21 protein-coding genes are annotated in these 18,781 nt (G+C 68.9%); 9 read left to right on the forward strand and 12 right to left on the reverse strand.

Features of this window, described 5'->3' with window-relative positions:
* Positions 1-2: 2 nt before the first annotated feature.
* Genes ctaD through BM349_RS08270 form a run of 3 tightly spaced genes read left to right on the forward strand, consistent with a single transcriptional unit; the run spans position 3 to position 3,009 of the window.
* Positions 3-1,766 (forward strand): aa3-type cytochrome oxidase subunit I, encoded by a 1,764-nt coding sequence (gene ctaD, locus BM349_RS08260; RefSeq protein ID WP_091706035.1) that lies wholly within the window; start codon positions 3-5, stop codon positions 1,764-1,766.
* Entirely contained in the window at positions 1,767-2,201 is a 435-nt protein-coding gene (locus BM349_RS08265; protein ID WP_091706038.1) for a cytochrome c oxidase subunit 4, read from the forward strand.
* 13 nt (positions 2,202-2,214) lie between these two features.
* Positions 2,215-3,009 carry a PP2C family protein-serine/threonine phosphatase gene (locus BM349_RS08270; RefSeq protein WP_091706040.1) on the forward strand — a complete coding sequence of 265 codons (795 nt, stop codon included), beginning with the start codon at positions 2,215-2,217 and terminating at the stop codon, positions 3,007-3,009.
* Here the strand turns inward: BM349_RS08270 and BM349_RS08275 are convergent.
* From BM349_RS08275 to BM349_RS08295, 5 genes are all read right to left on the reverse strand, one after another.
* Positions 3,006-3,425, reverse strand: coding sequence for a rhodanese-like domain-containing protein (locus BM349_RS08275; RefSeq protein WP_091706043.1), 420 nt, complete (start codon positions 3,423-3,425; stop codon positions 3,006-3,008). The two genes, BM349_RS08270 and BM349_RS08275, sit on opposite strands and share 4 nt — an antisense overlap.
* A 158-nt stretch (positions 3,426-3,583) precedes the next feature.
* Positions 3,584-5,413: a cytochrome bc1 complex cytochrome b subunit gene (locus BM349_RS08280; protein ID WP_091706045.1), complete on the reverse strand. Its 1,830-nt coding sequence runs from the start codon at positions 5,411-5,413 to the stop codon at positions 3,584-3,586.
* Entirely contained in the window at positions 5,410-6,468 is a 1,059-nt protein-coding gene (locus tag BM349_RS08285) for a cytochrome bc1 complex Rieske iron-sulfur subunit (protein ID WP_091706048.1), read from the reverse strand. Before BM349_RS08285 ends, BM349_RS08280 begins: the two co-directional genes overlap by 4 nt.
* A gap of 32 nt (positions 6,469-6,500) precedes the next feature.
* Positions 6,501-7,301: a cytochrome bc1 complex diheme cytochrome c subunit gene (locus BM349_RS08290; protein ID WP_091706050.1), complete on the reverse strand. Its 801-nt coding sequence runs from the start codon at positions 7,299-7,301 to the stop codon at positions 6,501-6,503.
* Positions 7,302-7,320: 19 nt separating this feature from the next.
* Positions 7,321-7,920 (reverse strand): aa3-type cytochrome oxidase subunit III, encoded by a 600-nt coding sequence (locus tag BM349_RS08295; RefSeq protein ID WP_091707204.1) that lies wholly within the window; start codon positions 7,918-7,920, stop codon positions 7,321-7,323.
* Between the two features lie 241 nt (positions 7,921-8,161).
* Between BM349_RS08295 and trpD the strand changes: the two genes are divergently transcribed.
* Genes trpD through BM349_RS08315 form a run of 4 tightly spaced genes read left to right on the forward strand, consistent with a single transcriptional unit; the run spans position 8,162 to position 12,062 of the window.
* The gene (trpD, locus tag BM349_RS08300) at positions 8,162-9,223 is read left to right on the forward strand and encodes an anthranilate phosphoribosyltransferase (RefSeq protein ID WP_091706052.1); all 1,062 of its coding nucleotides are present in this window, start codon (positions 8,162-8,164) and stop codon (positions 9,221-9,223) included.
* Positions 9,224-9,252: 29 nt separating this feature from the next.
* Positions 9,253-10,248: a PHP domain-containing protein gene (locus BM349_RS08305; protein ID WP_091706054.1), complete on the forward strand. Its 996-nt coding sequence runs from the start codon at positions 9,253-9,255 to the stop codon at positions 10,246-10,248.
* 39 nt (positions 10,249-10,287) lie between these two features.
* Positions 10,288-10,782 (forward strand): ClbS/DfsB family four-helix bundle protein, encoded by a 495-nt coding sequence (locus BM349_RS08310; protein ID WP_175525250.1) that lies wholly within the window; start codon positions 10,288-10,290, stop codon positions 10,780-10,782.
* A complete protein-coding gene (locus BM349_RS08315; RefSeq protein WP_254773792.1) occupies positions 10,779-12,062 on the forward strand; it encodes an MFS transporter in 1,284 nt (427 codons plus the stop codon). Before BM349_RS08310 ends, BM349_RS08315 begins: the two co-directional genes overlap by 4 nt.
* Before the next feature lie 52 nt (positions 12,063-12,114).
* Here BM349_RS08315 and BM349_RS08320 read toward each other — a convergent pair whose 3' ends face one another.
* The 7 genes from BM349_RS08320 to BM349_RS08350 form a co-directional block, all read right to left on the reverse strand.
* Positions 12,115-12,435 carry an SHOCT domain-containing protein gene (locus BM349_RS08320; protein ID WP_091707206.1) on the reverse strand — a complete coding sequence of 107 codons (321 nt, stop codon included), beginning with the start codon at positions 12,433-12,435 and terminating at the stop codon, positions 12,115-12,117.
* Between the two features lie 137 nt (positions 12,436-12,572).
* Positions 12,573-13,235 (reverse strand): response regulator, encoded by a 663-nt coding sequence (locus BM349_RS08325; RefSeq protein ID WP_091706058.1) that lies wholly within the window; start codon positions 13,233-13,235, stop codon positions 12,573-12,575.
* The gene (locus tag BM349_RS08330) at positions 13,232-14,425 is read right to left on the reverse strand and encodes a sensor histidine kinase (RefSeq protein WP_091706060.1); all 1,194 of its coding nucleotides are present in this window, start codon (positions 14,423-14,425) and stop codon (positions 13,232-13,234) included. The genes BM349_RS08325 and BM349_RS08330 overlap by 4 nt, the downstream gene beginning before the upstream one ends.
* Positions 14,426-14,513: 88 nt before the next feature.
* Positions 14,514-15,446, reverse strand: a complete 933-nt coding sequence (locus BM349_RS08335; RefSeq protein ID WP_091706062.1) for a 5'-3' exonuclease — start codon at positions 15,444-15,446, stop codon at positions 14,514-14,516.
* Between the two features lie 34 nt (positions 15,447-15,480).
* A complete protein-coding gene (locus tag BM349_RS08340) occupies positions 15,481-16,092 on the reverse strand; it encodes a dihydrofolate reductase family protein (RefSeq protein WP_091706065.1) in 612 nt (203 codons plus the stop codon).
* Between the two features lie 70 nt (positions 16,093-16,162).
* Entirely contained in the window at positions 16,163-16,903 is a 741-nt protein-coding gene (locus tag BM349_RS18525; protein WP_139230904.1) for a hypothetical protein, read from the reverse strand.
* A gap of 20 nt (positions 16,904-16,923) precedes the next feature.
* Positions 16,924-17,442, reverse strand: coding sequence for a hypothetical protein (locus BM349_RS08350; RefSeq protein ID WP_091706071.1), 519 nt, complete (start codon positions 17,440-17,442; stop codon positions 16,924-16,926).
* Positions 17,443-17,547: 105 nt separating this feature from the next.
* Between BM349_RS08350 and BM349_RS08355 the strand changes: the two genes are divergently transcribed.
* On the forward strand, positions 17,548-17,916 hold the full coding sequence (locus BM349_RS08355; RefSeq protein WP_091706073.1) for a hypothetical protein: 369 nt from the start codon (positions 17,548-17,550) through the stop codon (positions 17,914-17,916).
* A 77-nt stretch (positions 17,917-17,993) separates the two neighbouring features.
* Positions 17,994-18,770 carry an isocitrate lyase/PEP mutase family protein gene (locus tag BM349_RS08360; RefSeq protein WP_091706076.1) on the forward strand — a complete coding sequence of 259 codons (777 nt, stop codon included), beginning with the start codon at positions 17,994-17,996 and terminating at the stop codon, positions 18,768-18,770.
* Positions 18,771-18,781 lie beyond the last annotated feature (11 nt).

Here is an 18,781-nt window from a genome sequence, read left to right on the forward strand (position 1 = left end):
TCATGGCGACCACGCTTCCACTGCAGGAGAACACGCCGGGTCGCCCGACGACGCTCCCTCCCCGGCAGGCCGCACTGCTCAGTCGCTCGCGCGTCGAGCAGAAGGGCAACATCATCGTCAAGTGGATCACCTCCACTGACCACAAGACGATCGGCTACCTGTATCTGATCGCTTCGGTGCTCTTCTTCATGCTCGGCGGTGTGATGGCGCTCATCATGCGCGCCGAGCTGTTCGAGCCGGGGATGCAGATCATCCCGACGAAGGAGCAGTACAACCAGCTCTTCACCATGCACGGCACGATCATGCTGCTCATGTTCGCGACGCCGCTGTTCGCGGGGTTCGCGAACGTGATCATGCCGCTGCAGATCGGCGCTCCCGACGTCGCGTTCCCGCGTCTGAACGCATTCGCCTTCTGGCTGTTCCTCTTCGGCTCCACCCTCGCCGTCGCCGGTTTCCTCACCCCGCAGGGTGCGGCCGCGTTCGGATGGTTCGCCTATCAGCCCCTCGCGAATGCCAGCTTCTCGCCCGGCGTGGGCGGCAACCTCTGGATGCTCGGACTCGGCATGAGCGGTTTCGGCACGATCCTCGGCGCGGTGAACTTCATCACGACGATCATCACGATGCGCGCCCCCGGCATGACGATGTGGCGCATGCCGATCTTCTCGTGGAACACCCTGGTCACCAGCATCCTGGTCCTGATGGCGTTCCCGGTGCTGGCCGCGGCGATCCTGGCGGCTGCCGCAGACCGCGTGCTCGGCGCGCACATCTACGACCCTGCCAACGGCGGCGTGCTGCTCTGGCAGCACCTGTTCTGGTTCTTCGGGCACCCCGAGGTGTACATCATCGCGCTGCCGTTCTTCGGCATCATCTCCGAGGTCCTGCCGGTGTTCAGCCGCAAGCCGATCTTCGGATACAAGACCCTCGTCTACGCGACGATCGCGATCGCCGCGCTCTCCGTGGCGGTCTGGGCGCACCACATGTACGTCACGGGCGCCGTGCTGCTGCCGTTCTTCGCCCTCATGACGATGCTGATCGCGGTGCCCACCGGCGTGAAGATCTTCAACTGGATCGGCACGATGTGGCGAGGCTCGGTGACGTTCGAGACGCCGATGATGTTCTCGCTGGGCTTCCTTGTGTCGTTCGTCTTCGGCGGCCTGACCGGCGTGATCCTGGCGTCCCCGCCGCTGGACTTCCCGCTGTCGGACTCCTACTTCGTCGTCGCGCACTTCCACTACGTCGTGTTCGGCACCGTCGTGTTCGCGATGTTCGCGGGCTTCTACTTCTGGTGGCCGAAGTGGACCGGCAAGATGCTCAACGAGCGTCTCGGCATGGTGCACTTCTGGATGCTGTTCATCGGCTTCCACATGACCTTCCTCATCCAGCACTGGCTGGGTGTCGACGGCATGGCCCGTCGGTACGCGGACTACTCCACCGCCGACAACTGGGCGTGGGAGAACCAGGTGTCGACCATCGGCGCCATGATCCTCGGCGCATCGATGATCCCGTTCCTGTTCAACGTCTGGATCACCGCGCGCAAGGCGCCGAGGGTGACCGTGAACGATCCGTGGGGCTACGGCGCATCGCTCGAATGGGCGACCTCCTGCCCGCCGCCGCGGCACAACTTCACGTCGATCCCGCGCATCCGCAGCGAGCGGCCGGCGTTCGATCTCAATCACCCCGAGGCCGGCATCCCGGTCGGCGTAGGCCCTGCGAAGGATGCCCCCGCCGCCCCGGTCGTCGACGTCGAGACGGAAGAGGTCAAGTAGATGCGCACCAACACCGGCCTGTGGTGGCTGCTGTCCGCCTTCTTCCTGCTGATGGCGGTCACCTACACCGTCTGGAACATCCTCGCCCACCCGCAGCTGCCGGTCGTGAACGCGATCGAGTGGGTCGGCTCCGTCGCGCTGCTGTTCACGTGCCTGATGGGCGCCCTGATCGCCTTCTACGTCGGTCGCGTCCACCACGCTCAGGGCGGCGAGCTGCCCGAGGACGTGCTCACCTCTGACATCGACGACGGCGACCCCGAGCTCGGCGAGTTCAGCCCGTGGTCGTGGTGGCCGATCATCCTCGCCTCCTCGGCGGCGCTCGGCATGATGGGCCTTGCGATCGGAACCTGGCTGTTCCCGATCGGACTCGCCGTTTTCGTCGTCGCCATCGTCGGCTGGGTCTACGAGTACTACCGCGGATACTTCGCGCGCTGAGGCCCGCATCCCCGTGTCGGTCCGACTGACGGCGGCCGCCGTCTCCGACGTCGGCTCGTTCCGCGCGGTGAACCAGGATGCGGCGTTCACAGCGCCGTGGGGGGCGGCGGTGGCCGACGGCGTCGGGGGAGGCCCGTCCGGCGATCTGGCCTCGGCGGCGCTCGTGCACCGGCTGGTGGCCGGACGGATGATCCGGCCGGATGCCGAGACGCTCGCCGTGCGGATCCGCGAGGCAAACTGGGACCTGCGCGCTCACGCCGAGCGTGATGAGTCGCTGCGTGGGATGGCGACGACGTTCACCGGGCTGTTCGTCTCGCAGAGCGGGCGCCTGCTGCTCGCGCACACCGGCGACTCCCGTGCCTACCTGCTGCGAGCGGGAACGCTCACCCGCGAGACGAGAGACGACTCGTTCGTCCAGGCGCTCCTGGACCACGGGCTGATCGCGCCTGAAGCGGCGGCGACCCATCCGCGGCGGAACGTCATCACCGCTTCGCTGCACGGCTCTGAGGGCGACGTGGTGACCGTCGTCGACCGCGAGGCACGCGTCGGCGACCGGTGGCTCCTGTGCAGCGACGGCGTCACGGACGACCTGCCGGATGAGCTGCTCTCGACCGTGCTGCGCACCCCGGCATCACCGGAGGACGCCGCACGGCGGCTCGTCAGGCTCGCTCTGGAGGCGGGCTCGCACGACAACGTCACGGCGGTCGTGTGCGATGTGGATGCCGACGTCGTGGGCTCGGACCGCGTGCCGGCGACCTTCCACGGCGCCGCTGCTGAGCGCTTCTGCGAAGAGCTCGATCCGGACTAGCCGGCGACCGGCGTGCGCACCACCATGACCTGCGCGTCGAAGGTGCGGGGGCGTGCGCCCTCGTCGTTCTCGGTCGGCTGACCTTCGCGTATCCAGTACTCGTAGCCGCCGATCATCTCCTTGACCGAGAACCCCAGCTTCGCGAACTCGAGCGCCCCCTTCGCGCCGCCGTTGCAGCCCGGGCTCCAGCAGTAGACGACCACTGGCACCTGCGGGTCGAGTTCGAGCGGGGCTCGCTCTGCGATCTCCTGGTGGCGGAGGTGGATCGCACCGGAGATGCGACCCTGCGACCACGCTTCGTCACCCCGCACATCGACGAGCACGAACCGCTCGCCGGCCTTCTGTGCGGCGTACACGTCCGAGGCATCCGTCTCGAGGGCGAGCTTGGCGGAGAAGTAGGCGATCGCGTCTGTCATCCCCCCACGCTACGCCGTGGCGGATGCGACACCCTCGCCTTCCGCGGTCACCGGACCGCGGATTCCTGCCGATGTGCACGCACACGCCGCGAGAAGCCGGATGCCCCGGCCACGAACACCGAGGTGTTCATGCCGGGGCATCCGATGGCGTCAGGGCTCTACGAACCCTTTTCCTTCTCGCGGTTCTTCGCCTTCTTCGCGCCGTCGTCGGAGACGATCACGTTCGACGGGCGGACGGCGGTCTCCGAGTGGCGGCCGTCGTCGATCGGGACGTGCGGAGCGTCCGGAACCCCGGCGCGCTCGTGCGCGGCCTGCAGCTCGGCGTCCTCTTCGGTCGCGATGTGCTCGAGCTCGTGATGCTGGTGCGCGACGGCCGCTTCGACCTCGGTCTGCGTGAGCGGAGCGAGGCGGTCCTCGAACAGCCAGCGCGACAGTCCGGCGCGGATGTTCTCGTACCAGGGGATGCGGCCCTTGGCGTTCGGTCGCACGATCAGCGGCTCGTAGCCGTCGTTGTCGACGAGCTTCCAGCGCTCGTACTCATCGACGGGCTGGTGCACCTCGATGTACTCGCCGCCGGGGAGGCGGACGATGCGCCCGGACTCGTAGCCGTGCAGTGCGATCTCGCGATCCTTCTTCTGCAGGGCGATGCAGATCCGCTTGGTGACGAAGTACGCGATCACGGGGCCGACGATCAGCAGCGCCTGCAGCGTGTGGATCACGCCCTCCATCGTCACGTAGAAGTGCGTCGCGATGATGTCGGAGGACGCCGCCGCCCACAGGACCGCGTAGAACGTCACGCCGGCCGCGCCGATCGCGGTGCGGGTCGCGGCATTGCGCGGGCGCTGGGCGATGTGGTGCTCGCGCTTGTCGCCTGTGATCCACGCCTCGATGAACGGGTAGATCGCGACCAGCACGATGAACAGCCCCAGACCCACCAGCGGCACGAGGATGTTGAACGACCATGTGTGGTTGAGGAAGACGATCTCCCAGCCAGGTGGCACGAGACGCAGCGCACCGTCGGCGAAGCCGATGTACCAGTCCGGCTGCGTGCCGGCGGACACGGGGGACGGGTCGTACGGACCGTAGTTCCAGATCGGGTTGATCGTGAACAGCGAGGCGATCAGGACGATCACGCCGAACGTGATGAACAGGAACCCGCCCATCTTCGACATGTACACCGGCATCATCGGGTAGCCGACGACGTTGCTGTTCGTGCGCCCTGGACCGGCGAACTGCGTGTGCTTGTTGATCACCATCAGCATCAGGTGGAGCACGAGCAGGCCGACCAGGATGGCAGGCAGCAGCAGGATGTGCAGCGTGTACAGGCGCCCGACGATCGCGGATCCCGGGAACTCGCCTCCGAACAGCAGGAACGACGTCCACGTGCCGATCAGCGGGATGCCCTTGATCATGCCGTCGATGATGCGCAGGCCGTTGCCGGAGAGCAGGTCGTCGGGAAGCGAGTAGCCCGTGAAGCCCTCGGCCATCGCGAGCACGAAGAGGATGAAGCCGATCACCCAGTTGAGCTCGCGCGGCTTGCGGAACGCGCCCGTGAAGAAGATGCGCAGCATGTGCACGCCGATGCCGGCGACGAACACGAGCGCGGCCCAGTGGTGGATCTGGCGGACCAGGAGTCCGCCGCGCAGATCGAAGGAGATCGTGAGCGATGAGTCCAGGGCTGCCGACATCTCGACGCCCCGCATCGGAAGGAACGCGCCCGTGTAGTGGGTGGGCACCATCGAGGCCTGGAAGAAGAACGTCAGGAAGGTGCCCGAGAGCAGGACGACGACGAAGCTCCAGAGGGCGATCTCGCCGAGCATGAACGACCAGTGGTCGGGGAAGATCTTGCGGCCGAGCTCCTTCACGAAGCCGGAGAGGCTCGTCCGCTCGTCGATGTAGTTCGCGGTCGCGCCGATGAAGCGGCCGCCCAGTGGGGCGTCCCGCTTCTCAGCGTCGGGGGTCTCGGCGGGTGCCGTCGCGGTACTCAATGGCGCTCCCAGAAGCTCGGGCCTACGGGTTCGGTGAAGCCGCTGCGCGCGACGAGGTATCCCTCTTCGTCGATCGTGATCGGAAGCTGCGGCAGGGGACGCGCGGCCGGTCCGAAGATGACGGCGGCGCCGTTGGCCACGTCGAACTGCGACTGGTGGCACGGGCACAGCAGGTGGTGCGTCTGCTGCTCATACAGGGCGACGGGGCAGCCGACGTGGGTGCAGACCTTGGAGTACGCGACGATGCCGTCGTACGACCAGTCCGCCCGCTCGGGCGTCTCGTTGAGGTCCTCGGGGAGGAGCCGCATGAGCAGCACGATCGCCTTCGCCTTCGCCTCGAGGTAGCCCTCGGAGTGATCGAGTTCGGCCAGCGCCTCGGGGATGACGTGCACGGCCGAGCCGAGCGTGACATCCGCGGCGCGGATCGGGGTGCCCTCGGGGTCGTGCGCCAGGCGCATGCCCCCGGTCCACATGGTCTCCTCGAGCAGAGTGACCGGGTCTTCGCCCTCGGGGGCGAGCCCGCGGAACAGCACGATGCCGGGCGCGAGCGAGGCCACGACGGCGGCGATCATCGAGTTGCGGATCATCACGCGACGGCCGAAGCCGGAGTCGTCGTTCGCGTCGGAGAACGCCTGCACCGCTGCGGCACGGGTCGTGTCGCGACCGCGCGTGGCGTGACGGGGCTCGATGAACTCCTTGTCGGACATGATCGCCTTGGACCAGTGGATCGCGGCGATGCCGATCGCCAGCAGCGCGAGTGCGATGCCGAGTCCGACGAAGAGGTTGTTGTTGCGGATGTCGACGATCGCGCCGCTGTCGATCGGGAAGAGCATGTAGGCGGCGATCGCCCAGATGCTGGCCGCGACCGAGAGGTAGAACAGCGTGTACACCGTGCGGACCGCGTGCTTCATGGCCACGGGGTCCTTGTCGGTCACCCGCTCGCGATGGGGCGGGAGAGCCGGGGGCTGCACCGGGTCGGAAACCGCGACGGCGAGCCCGGGCGAGGGCTTCCACGAAGCCCTTTCATGCTCGAGCGGGTCGTCCTCGTGTGCCATGGTGATCCTCGTTCGTTGCTCTGGTCGATCTATCAGTTGGACTTCGCCGTGATCCACACGGTGATGGCGATCAGGCTGCCGATGCCGAAGATCCAGATGAACAGGCCTTCCGACACGGGTCCGAGCGAGCCGAGCGAGAATCCGCCCGGCGACTCGTTCTGCTGCAGGAACAGCAGGGAGGAGATGATGTCGCGCTTGTCCTCGGTCGTGAGCGTCATGTCGTTGAAGACCGGCATGTTCTGCGGACCGGTGACCATCGCGGCGTACATGTGCAGCGCGCTGGTCTTGCCGAGCGCGGGCGCGTACTTGCCTTCGGTGAGTGCGCCGCCGGCGGCCGCGACGTTGTGGCACATCGCGCAGTTGACGCGGAACAGCTCGGCACCACGGGCGACGTCGCCCTGACCGTCGATCGTCTCCTCGGCGGGGAAGACCGGGCCCGGGGCCATGGACTGCACGTAGGCCGCGATCGCGAGGATCTGCTCCTCGGTGAACTGCGGCGGCTTCTGCGGAGCCTGCGGGGCCGATGCCTGCAGCGGCATGCGCCCGGTGGCGACCTGGAACTCCACCGCGAGCTCGCCCACGCCGAACAGCGACGGACCGGTGCTCGATCCCTGCAGATCGAGACCGTGACAGGTCGCGCAGTTCGCCTGGAAGAGCTTCTTCCCGTCCTCGGCGGTGAGCGCCGTGGAGACTGACGTGTCGGCGCTGGATGCCATCGCGGCGGATGCACCGGCGTACACGCCGCCTGTGATCAGGAGGCCGATGCCGATGAGGGCCGCCGCCGCCCAGGGACTGCGGCGACCGTTCGAGCGGCGCTTGGTCTCTCGTGCCATGTTGGGGCTCAGCTCCGCTCTATTTCAGGAAGTAGATGACGAGGAAAAGGGCGATCCAGACCACGTCGACGAAGTGCCAGTAGTACGACACGACGATCGAGGAGGTCATCTCCTTGCGCCCGAAGTTCTTGACCGCGTAGGCGCGGCCGATCACGAGGAGGAAGGCGATGAGGCCGCCCGTCACGTGGAGTGCGTGGAATCCGGTGGTGAGGTAGAACGCCGACGCGTAGGCGTTCGCCTGGATCGGCATGCCCTCGGTGACGAGCTGGGCGTACTCCCACACCTGGCCGGAGACGAAGATCGCGCCGAGCGCGAAGGTCAGCCAGAACCACTCGACCATTCCCCAGCCGAGCCAGCCGCGCTTGCGCAGCGAGTAGGGCTGGAAGCGCTCGGCGGCGAAGACGCCCATCTGGCACGTGACCGACGACAGCACCAGGACGATGGTGTTGACCGTGGCGTACGGGATGTTCAGCAGCTGGGTCTCCTGGGCCCACAGGTCCGGAGACGTGCTGCGGAGGGTGAAGTAGATCGCGAACAGGCCCGCGAAGAACATCACCTCACTGCCGAGCCAGACGATCGTTCCGACAGCGACCGGATCGGGGCGCTTGACGGAACGCATGGCCTGAGAGTAGGTCGCTGTCGTGGTCGTCACTTGTCCATTATGGCCGATCCGGGGCCCGCCGGTTCGCATCCGGCGGGCTGATTTATTCCCATCCCGGCTCCGCACCGACTCAGAGCGCGCCGAGAGTCCGCTGAGAGTCTCGTCGGAGCTCGCCGAGTGCCGCTCGGCGCCGCTTCGCCGGGTCGCCGACCGTCATGGAGCGGTCACGCTCGCCGACGCGCGGCTAGGCTCTTGGCTTATGGCGGAGCTGTACACCTGGCCCGGAATCCTCACCACGCTCCTGGACGATCGGGACCTCAGCGTCTCGGAGTCGACGTGGGCGATGCGGCAGATCATGTCGGGTGCGGCGACGCCCTCGCAGCTTGCCGGATTCCTGGTCGCCCTGCGCGCGAAGGGCGAGACGGTCGACGAGATCGTCGGGTTCCGGGATGCGATCCTCGAAGCCGCGCTCCCGCTTCCCGTTGACCCGAATGTGCTCGACATCGTGGGCACCGGGGGTGATCGCTTCGGCACCGTCAACATCTCCACGATGGCAGCTGTCGTGGCCGCGGCATCCGGCGTCCCGGTCGTCAAGCACGGCAACAAGGCCGCCAGCTCGGCATCCGGTTCGTCGGATGTCCTCTCGGCGCTCGGCATCGACCTGACCCTGACCCCCGAGCAGGTTGCAGAGACGCTGTCGCGGGCCGGGATCACGTTCGCGTTCGCGTCGGCGTTCCACCCCGGATTCCGGCACGCCGGTCCGACCAGGGCCGAGCTCGGCGTGCCCACGGTCTTCAACTTCCTCGGCCCGCTCTGCAACCCGGCGCGCGCCGAGGCGAACGCCGTGGGGGTCGCGCACCTGGATCGCGTGCCGCTGATCACCGGCGTGTTCCGCACGCGGGGCGCGACCGCGCTCGTGTTCCGCGGAGACGACGGGCTCGACGAGCTGACGACGACCGGACACAGTCGTGTCTGGGAGGTCAGCCGCGGCGACATCCACGAGCACGACCTCGACCCGCGCGACCTGGGCATTCCGGTCGCTGAGATCGACGACCTCCTGGGCGGCGATCCGGCCCACAACGCGAAGATCGTGCGGCGCGTGTTCGAGGGCGAGCGGGGTGCGGTCCGCGACATCGTGCTGCTCAACTCGGCAGCCGGCATCGTGGCGTTCCGCCTCTCCCAGGACGCCACCGAAGTGCAGCGCCCGATCCTGGAACGGCTCGCCGAGGCGAAGGACTCCGCTGCCGAGGCGATCGACAGCGGCGCCGCATCGCAGAAGCTCGACGCCTGGGTCGAGGCCACGCGCTCGTTCGCGGCCTGACCGGCGCCCGCAGACGAAGGGAGTCCGGCGTGCATCCCCACGACGCGCTGAGCGAGATCGCGACGCTGCTGGAGCGCGAGCGCTCGTCTCGGTACAAGTCGAAGGCGTTCCGGACCGCGGCGGATGCGATCGAAGGGCTCAGCGATGCGGAACTCCGGGATGCCGCATCCCTCCGGCGCCGCAAGGGCATCGGCGACTCGACGTTCTCGGTGATCCAGGAGGCGCTGGCCGGCGGCGTGCCGGCGTACCTCGCCGACCTGCGCGAGCGCGCCGGAGTGCAACGGGCCTCGACGCTGCGCGGCCTGCTGCGCGGCGATCTGCACAGCCACAGCGACTGGTCGGACGGGCTGACCTCGATCGATCTCATGGTCGATGCGGCGCGTGCGCTGGGTCACGAGTATCTGGCGCTGACCGATCACTCGCCGCGCCTGCGGGTCGCGAACGGGCTCTCGCCGGAGCGCCTGCGTGCGCAGCTCGAGATCGTCCGCGAGATGAGCGGCGACGGGTTCACGCTGCTGTCTGGCATCGAGGTGGACATCCTCGAAGACGGTGGGCTCGATCAGGAGCCGGAGCTGCTCGACGAGCTCGATGTCGTGGTCGCATCGGCGCATTCCAAATTGCGCATGGAGCGCGGGCCGATGACCCGCCGTCTCGTCCGCGCCGTCTCCAGCGGCCGGGTCGACGTGCTCGGGCACGTCACCGGGCGTCTCGTCGAGGGGTCGCGCGGCACTCGTCCGCCGTCCACGCTCGACGCGCGGGCGGTCTTCGAGGCGTGCGCCGAGAACGGCGTCGCGGTCGAGATCAACTCCCGCCCCGAACGTCAGGACCCGCCCGATGAGCTGATCGCGATCGCCCTCGAGATCGGCTGCCTCTTCTCGATCGACTCGGACGCCCACGCGCCGGGGCAGCTGTCGCTCCTCGACTACGGCGCCGAGCGGGCCGAGAACGCCGGAGTGCCGCCCGAGCGGATCGTCACCACCTGGCCGCTCGAGCGCCTGCGGGAGTGGACCGGTCGGGCGCGCTGAGCGGGTGACCGGCTCGAGGTGCGGCGGTACGGTCGAAGGGTGACCTTCACGCACGCAGGGCTCCTGGAGCGGAACGACGCCGAGTTCACGGCGCTGATCGCGCTCATCGACTCGCTCGCCGCCGACCGGCTCGCAGAGGATTTCGCCGGCAGCGGCCGGGATCGCAATGTGCGCGACGTGATCGCCCACCTGCACGCGTGGCACATCCTTCTGGAACGCTGGTACTCCGAAGGACAGTCCGGCGGGTCTCCCCGGATCCCCGCGGAGGGCTACAGTTGGGCGCGACTCGACGACCTCAACGAAGAGCTGCGACAGCAGTGGCAGGACACAACGCTGGCGGAGCTGCTTCCGCTGCTGAAGGCATCGCACGAATCCCTGCAGGCGATGGTCGCGCTGCACACGGATGCCGAGCTGGACGATCCGGGGGCGTACGCGTGGACGCGCGGGACGGCGCTCGGCGAGTTCGCGCTCGAGTGCGGCGGCAATCACTACGCCTGGGGGCGTGACACGATCGCGACCGGCCTGGGGCTGTGACCTCGGGTCTGCCGGGGCGCGCGAGGCCCGGCATCCCGTGGTTCGTCATCGTCGGCGTGCTCGTGGCCGCGCTGAGCATGCGCGGACCGATCGTCGCGCCGACCCCGGTTCTGCGCGACATCGAGGCGGATTTCGGCATCGGCTCCGCCACCGCGGGGCTGCTCACGACGGCTCCGGTGCTCATGTTCGCGCTGCTCACCCCGCTCGCCGCATTCGTGATCCGGCGGGCCGGGGCGGAGGTCGCCCTCATGATCGCGCTGAGCGGGGTGCTGCTGGGCACGTTCATCCGCGCGATTCCCGGCTTCGGGTGGATGCTCGCGGGAATGCTCGTGATCGGCGCGGCAGTGACGATCGGGAATGTCGTGATCCCGGTGATCATCCGTCGCGATGTGCCGTCAGCGCGGGTCGCGCTCGTCACGGCGGCCTATGTGGCCACGCTCAACGTGGGTTCGCTGATCACGTCGCTGCTGACCGCGCCGCTCGCCGAGCTGATCGGCTGGCCCGCGGCGATTCTGGCCTGGTCGGCGATCACAGTCGCAGGCATCGTGTTGTGGGGAGTGCATCTGCGGCGCACCCGCCGCGCGGGAGCGCGATGGGGCGGGCGCTATTCCGGCGACGAGGGCCGGGTCGGCGCTTCCGGCGTCGACACCGACCCGACGACGCTCACCGGCCCCATGCCGGTCGTCGCGCGCGCAGACCGCGAGCGTTCGATCGCGCGGCGCCCGGTCACATGGCTGCTGCTGATCGCCTTCGCGATCCAATGCGCGATCTATTACGGCCTCTCGACCTGGCTTCCGACCCTGACCGCCGAAGAGCTGGGCCTGGACGCCGCCGCGGCAGGCGCATTGGCCTCGCTCTTCCAGGGCGCCGGGATCGTCGGTGCCTTCATGGTGCCGCTCCTGGCGAGATTCACGCCTCCGATCGTGCCCACCCTCACGATCTGCGTGTCATGGCTGATCCTGACGGGCGGGCTGCTCATCGCACCGCAGCTGACGTGGCTGTGGCTCTCGATCGGGGCGATCGGCCACGCCGGCGGGTTCGTGGTGATCTTCACGATCCTCGTGATGGTCTCCCACAGCGACAGCGAGGCCGCGGGGATGTCGGCGCTCGTCCAGGGTGGCGGGTACGCGGTCGGAGCGCTCGGTGCGCCGGTCATGGGCGCACTGCACGAGCTCACCGGCGGCTGGACGGCCGCCCTCGCGCTCCTGGTCGTCCTCGCCGCGGTGTACTGCGCCGCACTGCTGGCAGCGGACGCCCTCGCGACATACCGTCGGCGGTGACGAACGCGCGCCGCCCCCTCAAGAGGGGAACGGCGCGCGATGTCCACCCGCGTCAGACCGGGGGTGCCGCGTTCGCGCGGAGCACCTCGAGCCGGGCCCGGTACTCGACCTCGTCGATGTCGCCCTTCGCGTACCGCTCGGCGAGGGTCACCTCGGCCTGTCGCGGCGGGTTCATCCGGCCGTGCGGCCCGTAGCCGTTCTCCATCGCGCTGCGGTGCCAGCGGCGTCCGAAGATCCCGAAGATCAGGACGAAGACGAGGATCCAGAACAGCGGGATCAGCAGGAACCACCAGCCGAAGCCCGGTCCCCAGCCGACGAAGTGGGTGGCGACGGTGTGGGTGGCCGCATTCGCTGCGGCAAGAGTCGTGGACATGTGCTTCCTCTCGGTCATGATCGGGCCGCGAGGGGCACGATCTCATACGTCGAGTCAACGGCGGATGCGGCATCCGCGAATCTGCCGGGGGGAGTGATCCGGCATGCTCCCGTGGGAGTACGCCGCCGCCGCAGCGCCTACTGCCAGCCGCGCGCGACGAGGCCGGATTCGTAGGCGGTGACGACGAGCTGCACGCGGTCGCGGGCGTGCAGCTTCTGCATGATCCGCGAGACGTGCGTCTTCGCCGTCAGGGGTGAGAGGAACAGACGCTGCGCGATCTCGTCGTTGGTGAGTCCCTGCCCGACGAGGCGCAGCACCTCGGTCTCGCGTTCGGTGAGCCCGCTCAGCTGCGCCGGGTCGGCGCCATCCCTCATTCCGACGGCGGCCCGCTCGAGCAGCCGGCGTGTGACTCCGGGGGAGAGGAGCGCGTCGCCGCCCGCGACCACGCGCACCGCGCGGATCAGGTCGACGGGCTCGGTGTCCTTGACGAGGAACCCGCTCGCCCCGGCGCGGATGGCGCGTGCGACGTACTCATCGAGCTCGAACGTCGTCACGATCACGACGCGCACTCCTGCGAGGGCGGGGTCGGCTGCGATCTGCTCGGTGGTCCACAGTCCGTCGCCGTCGGGCATCCTGATGTCCAGGAGGGCGACGTCGACCGGTGTCTCGCGGAGGAGACGGAGCAGCTGCTCCCCGCCCGATGCCTCGACGACGACCTCGATGTCGGGTTCGGAGTCCAGCAGTGCGCGGAATCCGGCGCGCACGAGCTGGTGATCGTCGGCCAGCGCGACTCGGATCACGATGCGCCCGCCCAGGGAAGGCGTGCGATGACCACGGTGCCGGCGCGCTCGGCAGGCGTCAGCGTCAGCTCGCCGCCCGCGAGCTCGGCCCGCTCGCGCATGCCGCGGATGCCGGCGCCCTCCGACGGAGCCGAGCCGAGACCGGTGCCGTCGTCCTCGATCGTGACCACGAGCTCCTCGCTGTCGGGGCCGACGGCGTGCTCGAGCGTGATCGACGCCGTCGATGCGCCGGAGTGGCGCACCACGTTCGTCAGGGCCTCTTGCGCGATCCGGTACGCGGTCGTCTGAACCGCGCTCGGCGGAAGCGCTCCACCCAGGCGGTCGTCGAGGGTCACGGTGAGGCCGAGTCCGGTGCGCTGCACCACGAGGGGTGCCAGGTCGGCGAGCTGCGGCTGCGGGGTGAGCGGTGCGGTGCGCGGGGAGGCCTCGTCGCCCCGGAGGAACGAGAGCACGCCGCGCACTTCGTCCAGTCCGGTGGCGCTGAGTGTGCGGATGCTGGCGAGCGCCTCCCGGGCGCGCTCGGGCTCCTTGTCGAACAGGTGCAGGCCGACACCGGACTGCACCGCGATCTGACTGAGCGAATGGGCCAGCACGTCGTGCAGCTCGCGCGCGATGCGCGTGCGCTCGTCCTGCTCGGCGGTGCGACGGCGCTCCTGCAGCTGCACGCGCCGTTCGAAACCGCGGTCCAGTCGTCGCCGCATCCCTTCGCCGATCGCGAAGCACGCGGCCAGGCCGAGCGTCGTGAGTGCGATGCGGAAGGGGTGGACGCCGGTGTCGACGAGCCCGATCGCGATGATGCCGATCAGCCAGGCCGTTCCCACCGAGATCAGCGCCCACAGCCGCGCGCGCCGCACCACCGCACCGACGATCGCGAATGCGAGTGCCACGAACGGCGGCGACGCATCCGGCGGGACGAACAGGTCGGCGAGCGTCAGCGCGGCCACGACCGTGACGGTCGCGCCCGGCCAGCGACGTGCGGCCAGCAGTGCGAGGGCGGATGCCGCGGCAAGCGCCGTGCTCAGGGCACCGTACTGCGGCGCGACGTGCAGCCACGCCGAGATCGCGATCGTCGCGGGAACCTGGATGAGGAACGCGAGCACGACGGGGACATAGAGGGTCACGGCCGGCGGCGGGCGGAACCGCGGTCCGGACTCGTCCCACCGCGCATTCGACAGGGACTCACGCGGCATGCGCTCGATCGTACGCCGGGGAGTCTGGGCGTTTCGTCTGCCGCCGGGAGGCTCCGACGTACTCCGTCGGGAGTACTCCCGAGGGGCCTCAGCGTGCGGCGGCGGCGTCGAGCGCGTCGAGGATGCGCGTCATCGCGGTGCCGAGCGCCCACTGATCCGCGAGGGAGGCCGCATCCGACTTCGACCGGTCGTCGAGTGGCCCGAGCCGCGAGCCCGCGTCGTCGAGGTCGAGGTCTTTGACGACCTCCACGACGGTCGGCGCGACCTCGAGATAGGGGAGTCCGGCGAGGAGCTTGCTGCGGATGCCGGCAGACATGCCTTCGCCCGCCTCCGCCGCAGCGATGATGCCGGCAAGGTCGCCATGGGCGGCGAGCAGGGTCGCTGCGGTCTTCTCGCCGATGCCGGCGACGCCGGGCAGGCCGTCGGAGGAGTCGCCTCGCAGCGTCGCGAAATCCGCGTACTGCGTCGGCAGGACCCCGTACTTCTTCACCACGGTCGCATCCGTGACGATCTCGAGGTTGCTCATGCCGCGCGCGGTGTAGATCACGCGCACGTCACTCGCGTCGTCGACGAGCTGGAACAGATCGCGGTCGCCCGTCACGATGTCGACGGGCAGCGTCGCACGCGTCGCGAGGGTGCCGATGACGTCGTCGGCCTCGTGCGCGGCGGCGCCGACGATGACGATGCCGAGCGCATCGAGCACCTGGCGGATGACCGGGACCTGCACTTCGAGCGGATCGGGGACGACCTCGATGTCGGGGCCGACTGCCGTCACCACCGCGACGCGATGGGTCTTGTACGTGGGGATCAGGTCGACCCGCCACTGCGGGCGCCAGTCGTCATCCCAGCAGGCGACCAGGTGCGTCGGCTCGTAGGTCGTGAGGAGCCGCGTGATGATGTCGAGGAAGCCGCGTACCGCGTTGACCGGCGTGCCGTCGGGCGCGCGCACCGTGTCGGGGACGCCGTAGAACGCGCGGAAGTACAGCGAGGCGCTGTCGAGGAGCATGAGGCGGTCGGTCACGCGCTCATCCTGCCACGGCGGTGCGACGCGGTGCTCAGCGCACCCGGTAGGTGATGTGCGTGACTTCGGGCGTGCTGCGCACGGCGACGGTGTCGAGCCGGAGCGGGGGAACGCCATCGAAGACGCGGACGACGTCGCTCCGGTCGGTGAGCCCGAGCGTGAGCGGGACGACGTGCAGGCGCAGCACGTCGAGGAGCCCGGCTGCCAGGAACTGGTTCACGGTCTCGGCGCCGCCGGCGATCGAGATGCCGGAATCGCCTGCGGCATCCCGGGCTCGCGCGAGCGCCGACTCAGGCCCGTCGGTGACGAAGAAGAAGGTCGTGCCGCCTTCCATCTCGACGGGCTCGCGCGGGTGGTGCGTGAGCACGAACACAGGCCCGTGATACGGCGGGTCCGGTCCCCACCAGCCCCGCCAATCGCCGGTCCACTCACCGCGGACCGGACCGAACATGTTGCGCCCCATGATGAAGGCACCGGCATCGACGATCGCGTCGACCTCGGCGCGATTGTCATCGCCGTGCTCGAACATCCAGGTGTGCAGCGCCTCGTCTTCGATGCCGTCGCCGAAGGGCGCCTCCTCCCGCTGGTTGTAGCCGGTGGAGAAACCGTCCGCGGACACGGAGATGTCGGCAGAGACGAGACCCATGGAGCCAGTCTGCCGCGCAGTCGAGGGTTCCTGCCAGATGGCCGGCGCGCCGGTGCGGTCGTCGGATCGGCTAGCAGCCCGGACCGGCGGGGTTCTCGATGCACGTCCTGTCGACGAGCGCGGTGCGAGCCTCGACGACCCGGATGTCGTACCCGGCGCTCGTCGCCGTCACGTAACCCGTGACCGGTCGCCACGTGCCGGATCCGAAATCGACGGATGCGGCGTACTGCACCGTCACGGCCACGGGGTACGTGCCGCGCTCGCGGTAGACATGGCTCGTCGCGGTCGGGGTGAACTGCGGCTGAGCGAGGCTCGCCCAGCTCGCACCGCCGGTGGTGAATCGTGCGGTCGATCCGTCGCCGTAGTCGAACACGAAGCCGGCGGGCACGAAGCGAACCGTGACATCCCAGCCCAGCAGCGTGCCGGTCATCAGCTGCTCGGATGCTGACGCCACGACGTTCGTCGGCGCACCGACGAGTCCGAAACCGGTCGGCTCACCCGTGAGCGAGGGAGTGGCGGGTCGGAACGACGCGAGATCGGCCGCCGTCACATCCGGCGGGGTGACGACGAGGAATCCGCCGCAATCGGCGCGGGTGCAGGTGATGGGCTGCGGCGCGGGCTGAGGCTCGGGTTGCGTCGGGGAGCCGTGGTCGCCCTGGTCGGTGACCGGCGGCGCGGGGTTGGTGATGCTCGCGCCGATGTCGACCTGTTCGCCGGAGTTTGAAACCGTCGTGCACGCGCCGATCGCGGCCAGGTCGGGACTGCACGGCGCGCTGGAGGAAACCCCAAGCCAAGAACCTATTACGAGCAAAGATGCTGCAACCGTTGGGACTAGCATCCGCCAACGATCTTTGTCGTGCTGGACTCGACTAGTAGATCCGGGGCCGCGAAGACGAAGTCGACCGTGAGCAGGGATACGGGTTGCCTATCCGCGGCTGTTACGTCATGGCCTGATTCATCGAGCACTCGGGTGCCAGTCGAGTCCAAGCAGACCTCGAGTCGAACGTCGCCCAGTTCAGGGTCCGCCGATTTAGGGCTTATCGATGTCACATCCGTCGAGCCCACGACTGAAAGTCCGGCCTGGTCGAGCTGTTGCTGCGTTGCGATGTCTACCTCGAGTGCTTGACCGGTCAAGAATTCCTGCGGGTCTGGCTGGGAGGTTGGATCGGAACGTCGCTGATTCAGCGCATCCACGTACGCGCGGTACGTCTCCTCGGCCGCCGCGAATGCCTCGTCTTCGTTCGCGAAGGCCGGAGCCGACGGCGACGGACTCGGTTCGGGCCGGCATCCGGTCGCCACGCCGATGACCAGCGCGAGGGCGAGGGCCGTGGCGGCGAGGCGGGAAATCATCCGACCACGCTAGCCGCGCGAACCGTGGTCCAGCCGGACTTATCCACACCCGCGGGGCACTGAGCGGCCCTTTCCGACGGGAGGGCGCGCTGTCATACTGGCCGCGTGAAGATCTCGAAGCTGATCGGTGCCGCCGCTGTCGTCGCTCTCGCGATAGGTCTCAGTGCCTGCGCGCCTTCCAACACTCCGGTGATCGCGCCGGTCACTGTCGACGTCGGCGATCTGCAGGACGGGACGGTGGAGCTCGTCGTCGGCCAGGTGCTGAACATCAACACGGGCGATCTCGCGGTCGACAGCTACAGCGGCGAGGTGGAGGACACCTCGGTCGCCGAGTTCGTCAAGGGATACGAGCAGGACGGCGCCACCTACAACCCGGGAGTGAAGGCCCTCGCCGAAGGATCCACGCAGGTCGTGCTCTCGAATTCCGACGGCGGCATCGAGGACGTCACCTTCACGGTCGACGTCGGCAAGTAGCGCACCGGACCACGGCAGTCGCTCCGCCCTCGGGGTGGGGGAGCCGGGTCTCTCGCGGGCGCATTAGCGTGGAGTGCGTGACCACTCAGCAGGAGAAAGCACAGACCCTCGCGGCGCTTTACGCCGCCCCCGAGATCTTCCGCGCGGTGAACGTGTGGGACGTGGTGTCGGCCAAGACCGTCGCGGCACTGCCGCAGACCAAGGCGATCGTGACCGCCGGCCACTCGATCGCGGCGACGTTCGGCTACCCGGACGGTGAGAAGATCCCGCTGGAGCTGATGCTCGACATGGTCGGTCGCATCGCGGCCGCGGTCGACCTGCCCGTCTCGGCCGACCTCGATGCCGGCTACGGCGATGCCGGCGAGACCGTGCGCCGCGCGATCGGCGTCGGCGCGGTCGGGGCGAACATCGAGGACCGGCTGCGTCCGCTCGCCGACTCCGTCGCCGCGGTGGAGGCGGTGATCGCCGCCGGCGACGCAGAGGGCGTGCCGTTCGTGCTGAACGCGCGGACCGATGCGTTCGCCCGGGCCGGAGGCCGGCCGGTCGAGGAGTCGGTCGCGGATGCGATCGCCCGCGGTCGCGCGTACATCGATGCGGGAGCCAGCCTCGTCTTCGTGCCGGGTCTGCTCACCGCCGACCTGACACGTCAGCTCGTGGAGGGGATCGGCGAGCGCAGGATCAGTGTGATCGGCATTCCTGGGGCCCTGTCGGCCGCTGAGTACGAGGCGCTCGGAGTCGCCCGCATCTCGTACGGTCCGATGACCCAGCGCGTCGCCCTCACCGCTCTGCAGGACGTGGCGACCGACCTATACGGCGACGGAGTCATCCCCGCGTCGACGAGGAGCCTCAACTAGACCGGCCGCGG

Source organism: Microbacterium sp. cf046, from assembly GCF_900114345.1.
In the GTDB taxonomy this organism is placed as follows: Bacteria; Actinomycetota; Actinomycetes; order Actinomycetales; family Microbacteriaceae; genus Microbacterium.